This is a genomic window from Hymenobacter plasmatis (assembly GCF_020711255.1).
Classification (GTDB): Bacteria; Bacteroidota; Bacteroidia; order Cytophagales; family Hymenobacteraceae; genus Hymenobacter.
In genome coordinates, this window is sequence record NZ_JAJFAW010000025.1 from 1 (window position 1) to 16367 (window position 16367).

Annotated in this window: 20 protein-coding genes and 1 pseudogene; 8 read left to right on the forward strand and 13 right to left on the reverse strand. The window is 64.9% G+C overall.

Annotated features, from left to right (window positions below; genetic code table 11):
* The 5 genes from LJ738_RS16630 to LJ738_RS16650 all read left to right on the forward strand — a co-directional run.
* A partial coding sequence (locus LJ738_RS16630; RefSeq protein WP_227787514.1) for a LytTR family DNA-binding domain-containing protein occupies positions 1-301 on the forward strand: 301 nt, incomplete at its 5' end.
* A gap of 129 nt (positions 302-430) precedes the next feature.
* Positions 431-874: a DUF305 domain-containing protein gene (locus LJ738_RS16635; protein WP_051166806.1), complete on the forward strand. Its 444-nt coding sequence runs from the start codon at positions 431-433 to the stop codon at positions 872-874.
* 96 nt (positions 875-970) lie between these two features.
* Positions 971-2377 (forward strand): YncE family protein, encoded by a 1407-nt coding sequence (locus tag LJ738_RS16640; protein ID WP_227787515.1) that lies wholly within the window; start codon positions 971-973, stop codon positions 2375-2377.
* A 111-nt stretch (positions 2378-2488) separates the two neighbouring features.
* Positions 2489-3718, forward strand: coding sequence for a hypothetical protein (locus tag LJ738_RS16645; RefSeq protein ID WP_227787516.1), 1230 nt, complete (start codon positions 2489-2491; stop codon positions 3716-3718).
* Positions 3719-3825: 107 nt separating this feature from the next.
* Positions 3826-5298: a YncE family protein gene (locus tag LJ738_RS16650; RefSeq protein ID WP_208133672.1), complete on the forward strand. Its 1473-nt coding sequence runs from the start codon at positions 3826-3828 to the stop codon at positions 5296-5298.
* Positions 5299-5400: 102 nt separating this feature from the next.
* On the opposite strand, the gene LJ738_RS16655 is transcribed toward LJ738_RS16650, so the two are convergent.
* The 13 genes from LJ738_RS16655 to LJ738_RS16715 form a co-directional block, all read right to left on the reverse strand.
* A complete protein-coding gene (locus LJ738_RS16655) occupies positions 5401-5682 on the reverse strand; it encodes a YidH family protein (protein WP_208133673.1) in 282 nt (93 codons plus the stop codon).
* Between the two features lie 9 nt (positions 5683-5691).
* Positions 5692-6354, reverse strand: coding sequence for an MBL fold metallo-hydrolase (locus LJ738_RS16660; protein WP_227787517.1), 663 nt, complete (start codon positions 6352-6354; stop codon positions 5692-5694).
* Between the two features lie 88 nt (positions 6355-6442).
* Positions 6443-6916 carry a hypothetical protein gene (locus tag LJ738_RS16665; protein ID WP_227787518.1) on the reverse strand — a complete coding sequence of 158 codons (474 nt, stop codon included), beginning with the start codon at positions 6914-6916 and terminating at the stop codon, positions 6443-6445.
* Positions 6917-6999: 83 nt separating this feature from the next.
* On the reverse strand, positions 7000-7650 hold the full coding sequence (locus LJ738_RS16670; RefSeq protein WP_019949216.1) for a TMEM175 family protein: 651 nt from the start codon (positions 7648-7650) through the stop codon (positions 7000-7002).
* Between the two features lie 3 nt (positions 7651-7653).
* Positions 7654-7941, reverse strand: coding sequence for a hypothetical protein (locus LJ738_RS16675; protein ID WP_019949217.1), 288 nt, complete (start codon positions 7939-7941; stop codon positions 7654-7656).
* Between the two features lie 65 nt (positions 7942-8006).
* Entirely contained in the window at positions 8007-8213 is a 207-nt protein-coding gene (locus LJ738_RS16680) for a hypothetical protein (protein ID WP_073112413.1), read from the reverse strand.
* A 116-nt stretch (positions 8214-8329) separates the two neighbouring features.
* Positions 8330-9094: a substrate-binding domain-containing protein gene (locus LJ738_RS16685; protein ID WP_208133678.1), complete on the reverse strand. Its 765-nt coding sequence runs from the start codon at positions 9092-9094 to the stop codon at positions 8330-8332.
* A gap of 13 nt (positions 9095-9107) precedes the next feature.
* Positions 9108-10064: a molybdate ABC transporter substrate-binding protein gene (locus LJ738_RS16690; RefSeq protein WP_019949220.1), complete on the reverse strand. Its 957-nt coding sequence runs from the start codon at positions 10062-10064 to the stop codon at positions 9108-9110.
* A 53-nt stretch (positions 10065-10117) separates the two neighbouring features.
* A complete protein-coding gene (locus LJ738_RS16695; RefSeq protein ID WP_019949221.1) occupies positions 10118-10612 on the reverse strand; it encodes a DsrE family protein in 495 nt (164 codons plus the stop codon).
* Between the two features lie 74 nt (positions 10613-10686).
* Positions 10687-11817 (reverse strand): c-type cytochrome, encoded by a 1131-nt coding sequence (locus tag LJ738_RS16700; protein ID WP_227787519.1) that lies wholly within the window; start codon positions 11815-11817, stop codon positions 10687-10689.
* Positions 11818-11957: 140 nt separating this feature from the next.
* Positions 11958-13028, reverse strand: a complete 1071-nt coding sequence (locus LJ738_RS16705) for a YeiH family protein (RefSeq protein WP_227787520.1) — start codon at positions 13026-13028, stop codon at positions 11958-11960.
* 227 nt (positions 13029-13255) lie between these two features.
* Positions 13256-13657 carry a hypothetical protein gene (locus tag LJ738_RS16710; protein WP_227787521.1) on the reverse strand — a complete coding sequence of 134 codons (402 nt, stop codon included), beginning with the start codon at positions 13655-13657 and terminating at the stop codon, positions 13256-13258.
* A gap of 126 nt (positions 13658-13783) precedes the next feature.
* Positions 13784-14695, reverse strand: a complete 912-nt coding sequence (locus LJ738_RS16715) for a LysR substrate-binding domain-containing protein (RefSeq protein WP_227787522.1) — start codon at positions 14693-14695, stop codon at positions 13784-13786.
* A 104-nt stretch (positions 14696-14799) separates the two neighbouring features.
* Between LJ738_RS16715 and LJ738_RS21635 the strand changes: the two are divergent.
* From LJ738_RS21635 to LJ738_RS16730, 3 genes and pseudogenes are all read left to right on the forward strand, one after another.
* Positions 14800-15135: pseudogene (locus tag LJ738_RS21635) on the forward strand (recombinase family protein).
* Positions 15136-15441: 306 nt separating this feature from the next.
* The gene (locus LJ738_RS16725) at positions 15442-15762 is read left to right on the forward strand and encodes an ArsR/SmtB family transcription factor (RefSeq protein ID WP_227787523.1); all 321 of its coding nucleotides are present in this window, start codon (positions 15442-15444) and stop codon (positions 15760-15762) included.
* A complete protein-coding gene (locus LJ738_RS16730; protein WP_227787524.1) occupies positions 15759-16256 on the forward strand; it encodes an SRPBCC family protein in 498 nt (165 codons plus the stop codon). Before LJ738_RS16725 ends, LJ738_RS16730 begins: the two co-directional genes overlap by 4 nt.
* The last annotated feature ends 111 nt before the right edge of the window (positions 16257-16367 follow it).

Genomic DNA, 16367 nt, shown 5'->3' on the forward strand with positions numbered 1-16367 from the left:
CAGCTTCTTCGTGCCGGCCGCCGAGGTGTGCTACTTCGAAGCCACCGGCAACGGCGTGCTGCTGCACGCGGCCGGCAGGCACTACCCGCTGCGCACGGCCCTGGGCCAGCTGGCCGAGCGGCTCGACCCGGCCGTGTTCCTGCGCATTCACCGCTCGTGCATCGTCAACCCGGCCCACATCGTGGATTTTAAGCATTGGTCGCACGGCGAGTACCTGTTTCGCATGGCCAACGGGCAGCACGTCACCTCCTCGCGCAGCTACAGCGCCGGGGTGCAGCAGCTGCTCAAGCGCTTCGCCTGAGCCGGGCCGGGCCGCAAAAGGCCGGTTCACCCCGGAATAGGTCCAGTTGGCCCGTGTCGGGCGTTCATCTTCTGGAGTTGCCCGTTAGCGCACCAGCCCCCCGCTCATGAGGTGGCAACGGCGCACGACATGACCAAACCCTTCCTCTTTTTACTAGCACTCACCTTCATCGGAGCCCTGACAGCCCACGCCCAACATAACCCGGCGGGCACGAAACCGATGCCGGGCATGGCCGGGATGGCCGGCATGCACATGAACCACGGCATGGCCGCCCCGGGCACCCCGGTCGCCGCCTTCCAGCACGGCATGGATTCGGTGATGGTGGTGATGGACGAGGGCATGCGCCGCATGACCGGCGCCAACCCCAACGACATCGACGCCAGCTTCGCGGCCATGATGCTGCCCCACCACCAGGGTGCCGTGGACATGGCCCGCCTGCAACTGCTATACGGCAAAGACCCGGCCCTGCGCCGCCTCGCCCAAAGCATCATCGCCGAGCAGCAGGTCGAGATTCAGCAGATGGCCGCCTGGCTGAAGCAGCATCCGGTGGCGAGCCAGAGTTCTGGCAAATAGCGCCCAATCAATCAGAACCGTCATGCTTCGACTACGGCTGCGCTCCTGGCTTGATGCGCCACATGCTCAGCATGACGTTCTTTTCCCCAATCCCAAATGAAATTTCCCCTTCTCCCCGGCCTGCTGCTTATTACCAGCGCCGCTGCGGCCCAGGCCGTGAGCCACCGCGACCGGGTGTACACCGCCGACCAGATTTCCAACACCGTTTCGGTCATCGACCCCGCCGACAACCAGCTGCTGGGCCAGATTGTGCTGGGCAAGCCGCAGCCCGATTTGCTGTCGGCGCTCTACAAAGGGCAGGCGCTGGTGCACGGCCTGGGCGCTTCGCCCGACCACAAATTGCTGGCCGTGGTGTCGGTGGGCTCCAATAACGTCACTTTCATCGAGACGGCTACGAATGCCATCCGGGGCAGCGTGTACGTGGGCCGCGCCCCGCACGAGGCTACGTTCCGGCCCGACGGCAAGGAGGCCTGGATAACGGTGCGCGGCGAGGACTACCTCTCCGTCATCGACGTGGCCACGCTGCGCGAAACCCGCCGTGTGCCCGTGCCCAACGGCCCCGGCCAGATTGCCTTCAGCCCCGACGGCAAGCGCGCCTTCGTGTGTTCCAGCTTTTCGCCCGAGCTGGCGGTGGTGGACGTGGCCACCTACAAAGTCATCAAAAAGGTCCCCGTGGTGAGCCCCTTCTCGCCCAATATCTTCCCTACCCGGGACGGCCAGCAAATCTGGTTCACGCACAAGGACGTGGGCAAGGTGTCGGTGCTGGATACCAAGACGCTCACCATCAGCGGCGTGCTGACGACCGGCCCCATCTCCAACCACGTAGCCACGGTGGACGTGGCTGCCGGCAAGCTGGCCTACGTGACGGTGGGCGGCGAGGACGTGGTGAAGGTGTACAGCCGCGCCCCGGGTTTTAAGCAGCTGGCCACCATTCCGGTGGGGGCGCTGCCGCACGGCATCTGGCCCTCGGGCGATGGCAGCCGGGTGTACGTGGGCCTGGAAAACGGCGACTCGGCCGTGGCCATCAGCACCGCGAGCAATAAAGTGCTGGCCAAAATAAAAGTCGGGCAGGCCCCGATGGCCCTGATGTACGTGCCCAACGCCGTGCCGGCCGGCGCGGCCGGCGCCACCGGCCTGGGCCGGCAGCTGGTGGACCAGCCCGCCCTCGTCCGCACCCTGAAGCCGCCCACGCCCGGCCCCGCCACCGGCACCATGACCCTGCGCTCGGAAGGGCTGGTGGATTTGGCCACTTTCGCCCTGCGCGGCCTGACGCCCAACACCGACTACGACATCTTCCTGACCAGCGGCACCAAGGCACCCTACCCCCGCGACTACGCCCTGACCACCGTGCGCACCGACGCCAAAGGCGGGGCCATGGGCCAGGCGCTGGGGCCGGTGCAGCGCATCGCGGGCGGGGATTTGAATCCATCCGGCAAAACGTTTTCGCGGGTAATCGTCGCGCCCAAAGCCGCTGACAGCGAACCCGTTTTGGTGGCCGAATAGTCCGCCTTTGGACGGCCACCCAAAGGCCATTAATGGCCGCCGGGGCAACCATTCCTGCTGCAATGCCGAGCTAATCTAAACTGAATTCACTTGTAACCACAACCCTATAACATGCAATCCATTTTCAATCAACACACTGGCGTCAGCTCGCGGGCGCAGTCGCTCAAGCGGTTTCTGCTGCCGGTGGCGGCGTGTGCGCTGCTGCTCGGCGGCTGCAAGAAGGACAACGAGGCCATCGCCGACACCAGCGCGCCGCCGGTGCTCAACATCGTCTCGCCGGTGGAGGGCGCGACCATCATGCCCGGCGGGCGGCTAGGCAACGCCACCACGGCCGACTACAACGGCACGGGCTTCGCCATCAACCTGGAAATCGTGACCAAGGACACCGTCACCATCCCCACCAAGGAAAGCCTCAACATCCGCAACACCGCCGCCCTGGGCCAGCCCAACGTGAACCTGCCCGGCTTCGCGGCCAGTCTCGACGTGGACCTGATTAAGCCCGACGGCGGCACCATCCCGAAGGGTACCAACCTGGCCTCGCTCTTCAACATTGCGGGCACCGACGACACGCCCGGCCCGGGTGTCACCATCTGGGTGAGCTGGCACGTGCTGGAGGCCGTGCCCGCCGGCACCAGCAGCTTCACACTCACGACTTCGGTAACGGACCGCGCCGGCCGCAAGGTCACGGCCACCCGCTTGCTGAAAGTAGGCCCCGGACCCAACGGGGCCCTCAGCGGTGAGGCCCTGACGCCCGCCCCCAAACCCATCACATACGGCACGGTGGACAACCCCGACGGCCCCACGGTGACCATGATTGCCCCGCGCACGCCCAGCAGCGTCAGCCCCGGCATCCAGACGGCCGGCGTGCTGCCGGTCCCGCCCACCAGCGGCGCGCTGTTTTTCATCCAGGTGTCGGCGCTCGATAAGTCGCGCAACGGCATCAACGTGGCCGAAAACGGGGACGGCACCTTCGGCAAGCCCGCCGCCGACCGCGGCACGATTGAGGACAAGACGCAATCCAACGCCGGCGTGAACCGCTACGTGCCGGGCCTGAAAGTCACCTTCGACGTGCCCCTGCTCCAGCCCAACGGCAACGTGATTCCGGCCGGCGGCAACCTGGCCCCGGTGTTCAACACAGCCGGCAGCGAGCTGGACCCGAGCGGCTTCGTGCGCACCACCTTCGGCTGGAGCGTGGGCGGCACCCTGCAGCTGGGCGGCAAAACCAGCGTCACCATCAAAGCCGCCGTAACCGACGCGGCCGGCAAAACCGGCAGCACCACGCAAGTCGTGCAAATCAGCCCCGTGGCCAACGGCCAGCTGCTGACCCCGGCCCCGCGCTAAGGCCCCGAATTTTAGGCCGTAGCCCCGCAACGGTCCGAAGGCTGGCCCGTTTCACGACGAGCCAGCCTTCGTTTTTTAGCATCCCTTCCACTCCATTTTATTCTTCCATGCGCATTACTAACTTATCCACCTGGGCCCTCGCGGCCACCCTGCTGCTCGGGGCCTGCTCGAAAAAGAACAGTGAGGAGACCCTGCCCGACATGGTGGTGCCGCCCGACCCCGGCCCCGTCGCGGCCAGCGCCGCCGACCGGGTGTACCTGGCCGACCAGTCGTCGAACACGGTGTCGGTGCACGACCCGAGCACCAACCGGCTGCTGGGCGTGATTCGCCTGGGCAAGGGCCGGCCCGAGTTCCTGAGCCCGCTCTATGATATGGAGTCCAACGTGCACGGGCTGGGCGTGTCGCCCGACGGCAAGACGCTGGGCGTGATTGCCACGCTCACCAACGCCGTTATCTTCATTGACCTGGCCACCAACACCGTGAAAGGCAAGGTGTACGTGGACCGCAACCCCCACGAGGGCTTTTTCACGCCCGACGGCAAGCAGTTCTGGGTGGCGGTGCGCGGCAAGGATTACGTGACGGTGATTGACGTGGAGAAGCTGCAGGTGGTGAAAAACATCGCCACCGAGCACGAGCCCAGCATGGTCGTGTTCCGGCCCGATGGCAAGGTGGCGTTCGTGGACCACTCCCAAACGGCGATGCTCGACGTGATTGACGTGAAGACCCGCGCGGTGATTGCCCGGGTGCCGGTGGTGAGCAAGTTTTCGCCCAATCTGGTGGTGACCGAGGACGGCCAGCAGGTGTGGATGACGCACAAAGACGTGGGCAAGGTGACCGTGGTGAATGCCCAGACCTACGCCGTGGAAGGCGTGATTGACACCGGCCCCGGCACCAACCACGTAAACATGGCCGGCCCCGGCGGCGGCACCCGCTTCAGCGGGGCCAGCGCCGGCGACTTCGCCTATGTGACGGTGGGCGGCGAAAACGTGGTGAAAGTGTACTCGCGGCAGCGCCAGCTGGTGGCCACCATTCCGGTGGGCCCCAACCCCCACGGCGTGTGGCCCAACGGCGACGGCAGCAAGCTCTACGTGGGCCTGGAAAACGGCGACGCGCTGGTCAGCATCGACACCAAAACGAATACCAAACTCACCGAAACCGGCAGCGGCCAGGCCCCGCAGGCCCTGCTCTACGTGGTGAAAGCCGGGGGCGGCAGCCCCGGCACGGGCAACCTCGAAGCCTTCACGCCGGTGACGCCAGTGAATATTCGGCTGGTGCCCCTGGGTACGCAGCCAGTGCCCGGCGTGGGCGGCGGGGCCACCATCCGCCCCACCGAAGACCTCGACGAAATGGTGCTGGCCCTCAAGCAGCTGGCCGCCAACACCACCTACACGCTGTACCTGTCGGACAGCAAAACCGCGCTGGTGGCCCCGGAACCCGTCATTTCTTTCAAAACCGATGATGGCGGGGCGGTCGAAGTCAACGCCTACTACCAGATTCGGCTGCGGCTGGCGGGGCGCTTTGCCGTGGTGGTGCTCGGCGACAAGAACCCGGCCGGCGCGGTCACGCTCACGCAGCCGTAAGCCGGCTGCTGACCAAAAAGGCCCCTGGTGCATGACGCAGCAGGGGCCTTTTTTATGGGTGCAAACGCTTTTGGCTCGGGTAGCACCGGGGGTGTTGGTTGCTCAACCACCGCCGCCAGCCGGGAGCTGGCAGGCCGCCAGCTCCCGGCGGTGCGCCCGAAAGCGCAGCAGCCCTACCGCCAGCACCAATCCCGCCACGGCCAGCGCGGAGTACCCCAACCGGCCGCCCCGCTCGGGGTGAAATTGAAGGAGCGCCAACCCGAAGCCCACCAGTGCCAGGCTGGTGCGCACGTAGGTGAGCAAGGTCCGCTCATTGGCCAGCCGGGTCCGTTGCAGGGCCAGCCGGTCCGACAGGGCGAGGGGGTTGGTGGGGGTAAGCGGCATGGGGGTGGGCTACGGGAGGGTAATGGCCGCGCCCGGTTCGGCCAGCCGGTGAAACGTGATGCCGTGCTTCTCAAAGTACGGCCCGTAGTTCTCGTAGCGCTGCTGCACGAAGAAGGGCTTGATGTAGCCGTCGTGCACTGGCAGAATCTGCTGCGGCCGCATTTTCAGGGCGAAATCGGCCACCACCAGCTCCGTGAGAAAAGGCGCGGTGACGGGCAGAATGAGCAGCTCCACGCCCGCGAATTGCAGCAGGTTGTGCGCAAAAGAGTCGGCCGGGTTCAGCACCTTGCCATTCACCAGCCAGGCCGTCATCTGTGGCAAGGGGCTGTCGAGAATGGCCTCGTGCTGCACCGGAATGGCTTGCAGCTGAAACGCGCCCAACTCCAGGGGGCCTTCCTCGTGGATTTGCACGGCCAGGCCGTGCTTTTTCAATTCGGCCGCCACTTCACGATTGGAAATGATGACGGCCTGGTGCAGGGCCACGATTTTCTTTAGCGCCACCACATCAAGGTGGTCGGGGTGGTCGTGGGTAATGAGGACGACCGAGACGTCCTTAAAAACCTCCGGTTGCACCAGGCCTTCGTTGAAGGAAAACTTGCCGGGGTCGAAGAGAATTTGTTGGCCGTCGAGCTCAAACAGCAGGCAGGAATGGATGTATTTGGTGATTTTCATGACCAGACTTAAATAGTGGGGAAGGACGGAAATGCGCGCCGAGAAGAGCGGAAATTTAACAGGCAAACGCTTACGGAAACCAGCGCTGCTAGACCCCTGCCGCCTCCTGCTGCTGGCGCAGGTACGCATACAGCCCGCCCAGCACCAGCCCAAACACCGCGTTGGCAACAAAAAAGTACGCCATGCCGCCGGCCGTCAGCACGTGCCCGCCCGCCAAGCCCTGCCCCAGCAGCGGCAGCACCACGAAGCCGTTGAGGACCCAGGGCAGCAGCGAAAACAGGCCGCCTTTTACCCAGCCATTGCCCGGCAGCCGGGGTTCGAACACCAGCACGTACAGCCCCACCATGCCCAGCCCCGTGAGGTAATGAAACAGCAGCTTGAAGCCCTCGGGCAGCCCCCCGGCCGGCAACACCGGCGTGGTATGCAGCAGTACAAGCTTGAGCAGGCCACCGCTTTCGGCGTTGACGGCCATCAGCGGGGCCGCTTTCAGCCCCAGAGTATTGGCGGTGATGGCGACCACGCCGGCCAGCAGGCCCAGGTACAGGCGGGGGTGTTTTTTCATGGGAGGGAGCAGAAAGGAAATAGGACAGGCAATGGGGGAGTATACGGCCACCCACGCGGCACCATTTGGCCCCGATGGGTTCTTCAGTCGCCCAGCCAGCGGTCGGCCACCAGGCCCAACGCGTAGTTAAGCTGCACCAGCAGCAGCAGCCCCGCCCCGGCCGGCACGCTGAGCAAGCACAGGCCCGCCGCTGCCGCGTACTGCACCTGCATCAGGCCCAGGCGGCGCACCAGGGCCCGGCCCACGGCCGCGTGCTCGGGCCGCAGCAGTCCGTGGCGCTGGGCGTAGCGGTAGCTGCCCAGCAACGCCCCGCCCAGCAGCAGCAGGTTGGCCCAGTACACCAGCACGGCCCCGCGCAGGGGGAAATGGGTGGTGAGAAACGCCGTGGAAAAGGGCAGCAGCCCCACCACCAGCAGAAAGGCAATGTGCCACCAGGCCAGCCGGCGGTCGCTGCGCGCCAGGTAGGTGAACTGCGTGCTCTGGCACACCCAGAAAATGCCCAGCGAGAGAAACCCCAGCACGTAGCCCCCGATGCTGGGCAGCAGCGCCCGCAGGGCCGGCCCCACGTCGGCCTCGGTGCGCACCAGGGCGGCGGCCGGCACCCGCAGGTTGAGCACGAGCAGGGTCATGGCGATGGAAAACACGCCGTCGCTGAGCGACTCGATGCGGCGCAGGCTCTGGCCCGCTACTTCAGTGTAGGCCAGGGGCGGTGCGTGGGACGAAGACTGGGCCATCGGCTAGCGCGGCGAACCGCCCGCCCGCCGGGTTTTGCGCGGGGCGGGGGCCTGGCGATGGTCCAGCCGGTCTTCCTCCCGAACGAGCTTGGGCTCTTTGCTCAGGCTTTGGCCGTGGTTCACGCGGCCGTCGCGCATCATGCGGCGGTTTTCGCGCAGCAACTTGTCGTCGGTTTTGCCTTCTTTTTTGAGCATTTTGCCGCCTTCCTGGCCGTGACCCGGTGGGTTGATGGCGGTGAGCAGCAGGCCGGTCAGGGCGAGCAGGCCGGGGAGTTGAGCGAGACGGGTCATGGGGTTTGGATGATGGAGAAGCGGTTGCCGCAGGTACGGCGGCCCGTATTTTCAAACTTGCTTTGTTAGCCCAGCTGCAAGCGAAACAGCGTGGAAAGCGTGCCCGCCACCAGAGCCCAGGCCATGCCCGTAAGCAGGTACTGTTTGGCAATGGTCTTGGGGTCCTGGCTGAATACGTAGCGAAACAGCCAGTGCGGCGTTTCGTGGTCGGCCGGGGGGGCGGCGGGCAACGGGGTGCTAGGCACCGGCATCGGAAGCGAAGGAATAGCCATGCGAATGCGGGAAAGCAAGGTGGAATAGTGAAAACCAAGAGCCATTTGCCCGTCCTGCTGAGCGCAGCCGAAGCAGGACGTTCTTCGTGTTTGCTTTCCGGCCGCCAACGCCCGGCCTATTCCCAGCCGTTGCGGCGGAAAATGGCGTGCCCGTCGGCCGACTGCAGAAAGGCCACGAACTGCCGGGCCGCGGCGGCCTGCGTGGTGCGCTGGGTGAGGGCAATGGGCGTGCCCCGACTCACGCGCTGGTCGCGGGGCAGGCGCACGAGGGCCGAGCCGGGCAGGCGCGGCTGCCAGGAGGCATAGGTTATCCAGGCGTCGTAGTCCTGGGGCTTTTGCTGCCAGAGGGCCACGGCCTCGGCGCTGGTTTTGACCGACGTTTTGGTGTTGTGCTGCAGGTTGCTGATGAGGGCCGGGGTGCGGGCCATGTCCTCGGTCATGCCCATCTGGCCGGCCCCGTTCACGTCGAGCAGGCGCACGCCGGGCCGGGCCAGGTCTTCGAGCCGCTTGATGTGCAGCGGATTGCCCGGGCGTACCAGCACCGCCGACTCGCGGGCATACAGGCTGGTACGGCTGGCTTCGTCGATAAAGCCGGGGTGGGCCAGCTCCGTTTGGGTGAGCATGTACTCGGCCCCGCCGTACACCAGGTCGGCGTCCTGCTGCGCCTGGGCCAGCCACTTGGGCTCGGGGCCGGCCGTGACGGCCACGTCCAGGCCGGTTTGTTTGGTGAAGGCGGCGGCGCATTCCTTCATGGCCGTGGCCGGGCCGCCGGGGCCGTACACGTGCAGGGTTTGGGCGGCGGCCGGCGCGGCCGCGAGCAGAGCAGGAGACATGAGCAATAGAGCGAAGCGGCGGAGCCGGGTAAGCGGGGATGTTTTCATGGGTATTAGCGCGTTACTTAACGGGCGGCAAAAAGCCGTATTTCTGGTACACGGCCTGCCCGTCTGGGCTGTTAAGGAAGGCCACAAAGTCTTCGGCGGCCTTGGCGTGGGGCGCGGCTTTCATCACCCCGGCCACGTAGTTGGCCATGATGTTTTCCTTGGCCGGGATGGCCACGCTTTCCACCGGGTGGCCCAGCATTTTCTGATAAAAGGCCTCCGTGTACCACACCGGGGCCGCGTCGGACTGGTCGTAGAGCACCCTCAGGGGCGACTGGCGGTGGTGAATCTGGGTCAGGTAAGTGCTGCCGGCTTTCACTTTGGTCGTCATCACGGCCGTTTTCAAGGCCGCGCCCCCGGCCTTCTCGTACGATTCCTCGATGCGCTTGCCGATGCCTTCCCATTCGGGGTTAGGCATGCTCACGCGCACCTCGGGCCGGCCCAAATCGCGCAGGCTGGTCACCTTCTTGGGGTTGCCCTGGCGCACGAGGATGGCCAGCCGGTTCTGGGCGTAGCTGGTGGTGCGGGCAAACCACTCCGGCGTCATATCCATGCGGTTTTTGCCGGCCGCGTACACGTCGGGCTTCAGCTCGATGCGCAGGTTGCCTACTACCAGGCTGCCCTGCGTAATCTGCTTAGCCAGGATGCCGGGCGGCAGCGTTTCCACGAAAATGCGCACGTACTCGGGGTGGGCCTTGCGGAACTCCTTCAGCAAATCATCGAGCACCATGAACTGGTTGCCCCCGAAAAACACCACCAACTGCGGGTCCACCACGTCGCCGTAGAGGTCGGGCGCGTTGTCGATGCCCGGCACCGTGAAGGGCACTCCAGCCTGAAACGGCGCGTTCCAGGGCGGGTCAAAGCGGTGGGCCGGCTCGGGCGGCGTGGGCTTTTGGATAGGCATGGTCTGGGCGAAAAGGGCGGCCGGGGCGGCCAGTGCCAGCGCCAGCAGCAGGTGCGGAAGGGGTTTCATGGGGTTGGGTAAGGAAAGCGGAGAAAAGCACGAAAGCAGCGGAGAGCCCGGCGCTACGGATGCACCAGCGACCAGCCCTGGGCCTGCCGGATAATAAGCTCGCCGTTGCCGCTGGGCACGTAGGAAATCAGCGGCAGCAGCTCGTCCTTGCTCATTTTCCTTTCCTTCAGCGTGTTCAGGCACTGGGCCAGAATCACGCCTTTCTGCTTGAGGGCCGTGAGCTGGGCCTCGTAGGGCTGGTCCTTGCGGTAGAGCGTGGTGCCCCCGCCGAAGGCAATCAGCTCCACGGTGAGCTTGCCTTTAAGCCGGCTGTCCTCCAGCGCGTTGCCGATGTTACGCAGCGTCTGCTGGATGAGCTTGGGGTCGTCGCTGTCGAGCTGGTAGATGACATGGTACTGGGCCTGGTCGGCCGTGGCCCCTTGGAAGGCACCTTTTTGAAAAGCTTCGCGGTCATGCATGGCGGTGGCGTTGCGGGTGGCGGGCGTCTGGGCGCGGGCCGAGAGGGTGAGGCCGGCGAGCAGCGCGGCGGTCAGCAGCAGGTGTTTCATGGCAACTGGGGAAAGGGCACCACCGAAGCAGCGCGGTGAAAACGAAAGGGGTGAAACTGGAAATCGGTGCGGGGCTACTCGCCGCCCTTTTTGCCCGCTTCCATCGCCGCGTAGGGACCAAACTGGTGCTGGTGCTGCGTAAACCGGTCGGCGTAAGGCGGGTAAGGGCAGTCGGCGGGCTTCTTTTTCAGGTTGGGGTAGTCCTTTTCCAGGTGGGCCATGCGCGGGCGGGGCAGCGAGTTGATGTAGGCCGCCACGTCGTAGGCGGCGTCATCGGTGAGGATGCTGTGCTCGGCCGTGGCGCCGAAAGGCATGTTGGCCTTGATAAAGCGGGCCGCCGTTTGCAGGCGGTGCATGCCGGCCCCGTCGTTGTAGCTGTCGGGCCCCCACAGCGGCGGGTACTGGTAGCCATCGGCGGCCAGCGTGCCGTTGAGGCGGCCCTGGCCATTGGCTCCGTGGCAGCTGGTGCACTGCTGGGCGAAGACGATTTTGCCCTGCCCGAGATTCGCCTCGCGGTTGGGCATGGTGAACTTAACAAAACCCTGGCCCTTCACCTTCTCCCCCACTGGCACCTGGCGGCCCAGCCATTTCATGTAGGTGATGATGGCCTTCATCTCCTTGCCGTCCACCGGCAGGGGCCGGCCGTTGAGGCTGCGCGTCATGCACCCATTGATGCGGTCCTCCAGGGTGCTGATGGCATCCTCGCGCCCTTTGTAGGTGGGGTAAATGCCCCAGATGCCCACGTAGGGGGCCGAAAACGCCTTCTGGCCGGCCTGTAGGTGGCAGTTCTGGCAGGCCAGGTTGCTGCCGGCCAGCCGCAGGGCCGGGTTGGCCACTTGCGGGCCGAGGTAGTGGGGGGTGTGGGCAATCAGCTCGTGGCCGTAGCGGATGAGCTGGCCCTCCGGGTCGGGCTTCACGCTGTCGAGCACGAAGCGGGCGGGCTGGAAGAAGTTGGTTTTGCTCCCCACAGCCCCCCCGGCAACGTCAGGCAAGCCCGCCGCAGGCCCACTCGCAGCGGCGGCCGTCGTGGCCGGGGCATCGGCCAGCAGGTCGGGCGTTTTAGGGTTGAAGACGACGATGTAGGCCGTCACGGCTACTACCAGCACCATCAGGGCAATCACCCAGGTCAGCAGGCCGGCGATTTTGATGAAGGCCTGCTTGTCTTCCGGCTGCAGCCGAGGCGAGGGGTCGGGAGTGGTTTCCATGAGGCCAAGGAGAGAGGTGAAACAGGCGGCAAAGGCCAGCCAGCGCGCAAAACAACTTGTTTTGCGGAATGCAGACAGTCAATTAGTTAAATCGGGCAAAGCAAGCGCTACCATTCGGTCGCTCTGCCCCGACCAAGCATCTATACCGTGTGTAGAATCACGTAGAGCGAGCCGGTCGAAATCACCACCCAGAGCAGGATGCCCAGCACGTAGGGCTTCATGCCCACCGAGCGCACCACCCGCGCTGACAAACCCGCCCCGATAAAAAACAGCGTGACCGTGAGGCCGATTTTGGCTAGGTTCACCATCACCGGGCCCAGGGGCTTGGCCGCTGGCACGAAGGTGTTGACCAGCATCGCGGCGATGAAGCCGAAGATGAAGTAGGGAATGGTGATTTTCACGCCCTTTTGCTTGAAAATCATGGCCGTGCCGATGGCCACCGGGATAATCCAGAGGGCGCGGGCCAGCTTCACGGTGGTGGCCACTTCCAGGGCCTGGTTGCCGTAGGCCGCCGCCGCGCCCACCACCGAACTGGTGTCGTGGATGGCAATGGCGCACCACAGGCCGAACTGGTTCTGCGTCATGGCCAGGGCGTGGCCGATGGGCGGGAAGGCGAACAGGGCCACGGCATTGAGCACGAACACCGTGCCCAGCGCCACCGACATTTCCTCGTCCTTGGCCCGCAGCACCGGCCCGATGGCCGCAATGGCCGAGCCCCCGCAAATGGCGGTGCCGCACGAAATCAAGTGCACCACGTGCTTGCCCAGACCCAGCCACCGGCCCACGACCAAGCCCAGCAGCAGCGTGCCGAAGATGGACACTACCGTAAACAGGATGCCTTCCTTGCCGGCCTGCACCGCCGCGTGGGCATTCATCCCAAAGCCCAGCCCGATAACCGAAAACTGGAGCAGCTTGGCCGTGGCCTGCTTGGTTTGCGTGGTGAAGGGGTTGCCGATGGTTTGGGCCAGCAGCAGGCCCAGCGCCAGGGCAATGGGCGGCGAGGCCCAGGGCGTGAGGCAGAACACGAAGAACAGCACGAACACCACCTGCTTCAAGGTGAAGTCCTGCCCGAACACCACCCGGGGCGTGTGCAGGTGGCGGAAGAAGCCGGTGGTTTCGTTGAATTCGGGGGCGGCGGTTTCCCCGGCCGGGGCAGGGGCGGGCAGCGGGGTGGAAGCTTGAAGCGGCGTGGGCTGAACTGGGAGGGCCATGAGCGGGAGGGGTTTGTTTCTGAGGCAAATATACGGCGTTGCCCACCGATTGGATTATCCAATAGTATTATCCTGCATAACCAAAGGTTATTGATTGCCCGGGCCGAGCCAGGGTGGCGCGTCCGTTTTGCGTGGCCAAGCCGGCCGCCGCGAGGGCTGGAAACGCCAGCGGCCGGCTCGTGGTGTACGAGCCGGCCGCTGGACGGATGAACTACTGGCCTGAGGGCTTAGAAGCCGGTTTGCTCGTCTTTCAGGTCGAACACGTCGCCGCCGGCCATGCGGGGGTCGTCGAGGGCGTAGGCAGCCTTCTGCTCGCCGGGCGTGCCGTCCGCGCTGGCCTGCACGGCCGCGACGGCCTGATTCTGCTCCACGTGCCCGCGCTGCTGGTGGGGGTCGGCAATGGCTTCGGGCATGCAGTAGTGCTCGGTGGCGGCGGCGTGCTTGCCGCGAAATTCGCTGAACTCGTCGGGGTTGTCGTTCGTGCCGTCGTTGGTCGGGGCTTGGTAGTGGCGGGGCGCGGTGGGGTCGGCGGGGTGGCCGAAGTCGCCGTAGTGCGGGGTGCCATCGTGGGCGGCCGGTTCGGCGGCGGGTTGCGCATCGGTTGGGGCGGGCTGCGGAGTGTTTTCCATGAGTATAAGCAAGTAGGGTGAAGATGGGCGAACCACCCGGTCCGCACTACGCTGCAATGGTACGTAAGCTGCTCATAAAGTGGTGCTTTCAGCGGATACCGAATGGTTATCCGGCATCACCATTTTTTATTTGCCCCCCTTCAGCTGCCCCTGCACGAAGCTCAGGAACCGCTGCGCCGGCCGGGCCAGTGGCTGCCCCTGCACCGATACCGCCTCAAACTGCCGGGCCAGGTGCAGCCCGGCAATGGGCACGATTTCGAGCAGCCCGGCCGCCAGCTCGCGGTCCAGGGCCCGGCGCGACACGAAGCCCAGGGCGGTGGGCGCGGCTTCGAGGTAGCGCTTGATGGCCTCCGTATTGTCCAGGTAGATGGCCACGGGCAGGGCGCTGAGCTTGATGTGCTGCGCCCGCAGGGCAAATTCGAGGATTTCCAGCGTGCCCGAGCCCCGCTCGCGCAGCACCAGCGGGTGGGCCAGCGCCTCGGCCAGGAGCAGCGGCGCGGCGGGCGGGCCGCCGGGTGTGGCGCGGCGCACGGCCACCAGCTCGTCGGGCAGCAGCAGCTCGTAGTGCAGGTCGTGGCTCTTGGTGCGGCCCTCCACGAAGCCTAGGTCCAGCTCGCCGCGCAGCAGGGCCTCGGCAATGCGCTCGGAGTTGGCGTTCAGAAACGAGAGCTGCACCTGCGGGTAGCGGGCCTGGAAGGCGGGCAGCAGGCCCGGCAGCACGTACTGGGCCAGCGTGGTGCTGGCCCCCAGGCGCAGGCGGCCGGCGGCCTCGTCGGGGTCGCGCAGGGCCAGCAGCTGGTCCTCCAGCTGCTGCTGAGCGGCGGCGGCGGCATCGGCGTGGGCGTGCAGCAGGCGGCCGGCCTCGGTGAGGGTCACGCGGTTGCCGCGCCGCTCCAGCAGGCGCTGGCCGTACTGTGCTTCCAGCTCCCGGATGTGCTTGGTAACGGCCGGCTGGCTCACAAACAGCTCCTGGCCGGCCTTGGTCAGGCTCAGGTGCCGGGCCACAGCGGCAAATACGCGCAGACGGAAATCGGACATGGCGGCAAAGTACGCAGATGTGACATTTTGATATGGACAACTAAAGGTCGCGGGCGTAGACCGCCTGATTTGGGAAAAAATCAGCGGCACGCTCACAGCGCCCGGTGCTCACCGAGCGGCTGGCCACGTTGCGTGCCGGGGACACGGTGACTTTAGCCCGCCTGAACCGGCTGGGCCGCAACAGCACCCACATCATGTAGGTGGTGGCCGCTCTGCACGCCCGGCAGGTCCGCTTCGTCGCTCTGGACCTAGGCATCGATACGGCCACCCCGGCCGGGCGGGCGGTCTTGGGCCTCTTCGCCGCGCTGGCTGGGTATGGCCGCGAGAGTATCCATGAGCGGGCGACGGCGGGCATGCGACCACCCACGCAAGCAGGCCCTTGCAAACGGCTGGTGCAGAACGTAATCGTCTGTTGGAATTGCCTTTGTCCCAACCAGTAGCTGCTTCATGCCCCGGCGGCCGAGCGCTAGTCCGTGGCAGATTGATGTACTGCCAGCTCACGGGCGAGCTGGCAGCACATCAATCTGAACGGCGAGTTCGATTTCTCGGACGACGCCCTAAAAGATTCACTCCCCTTCGATTTGGAGGCCCTTTTTGCCTTCGACTGGGAGTCTCCTGCGGCCCCGCCCGTTTAACCTTTGTACCAAACTTTTAACCAAGGCCAAAATTGACTGCGAAGCTGTTTGCGAAACCAACTGGTTGCACATACATTTGCAACCAGTTGGTTTCATAAAATTCCTTGACCCATGCGCAGAGATATTTTTCAAGCCATAGCCGACCCGACCAGGCGAGCTATCATCGCTTTGATTGCCGTGCAGGCAATGACCCCCAACACTATAGCCGAACACTTCCAGACCAGCCGGCAAGCGGTGTCCAAACACCTTCGTGTGCTAACGGAATGTGAACTGGTGACCCAGCAGCAACACGGCCGGGAAATTTACTATTCCCTGCAACTGGAGCGGCTGCAAGAAGTGGACCACTGGCTAAGCGACTACCGGAAGCTGTGGGAAACGCGATTCAATCAATTGGACCAGGTATTATCAACCCTAAAAAACCAGAAGAAATGAGCGACGCTGTAGCATTTGAGTTTGCGGTCGACAAAGCCGCCAAAACCGTCACCATCACCCGGGAATTTGACGCGGACCTGTCCTTGGTGTGGGATGCGTTTACCAAGGCCGACCTGTTGGACCAATGGCTGCCCCCGCACCCCATGACCGCCAAAACCAAATACCAGGACTTCCACGTGGGGGGCAAACGCTTTTATGCCATGGTCAGCCCCACAGGCGAGGAGCGCTGGGCCCTGCAGGAATACACCGCCATTACGCCCAAGACCCACTTCAGCATGTACAATGCGTTTGCCGACAAAGATGAAAACGTCGAACTGCCCGGCTCGGAATGGAATCATACATTCAGCGAGCAAAACGGCACCACCACGGTGCGCATTGCGGTGTACAATGAATCCCTTGAACGGATGGAAAGAATCCTCGAGGGCTTCACCACGGGCATGAAGATGTCTCTGAGCAACCTGGAGAACCTGCTAGCAACCCTAACGGGCAGGTAATCCCATCTCAAAAAGAGCCAGCGGCCACTTCAATCGGGGACGGCTAGCCCCTCCCCTCCCCCACCGCCCAAAAAACAAAGCCAGCCCCCAAAGAGGCTGGCTTTGCTGATT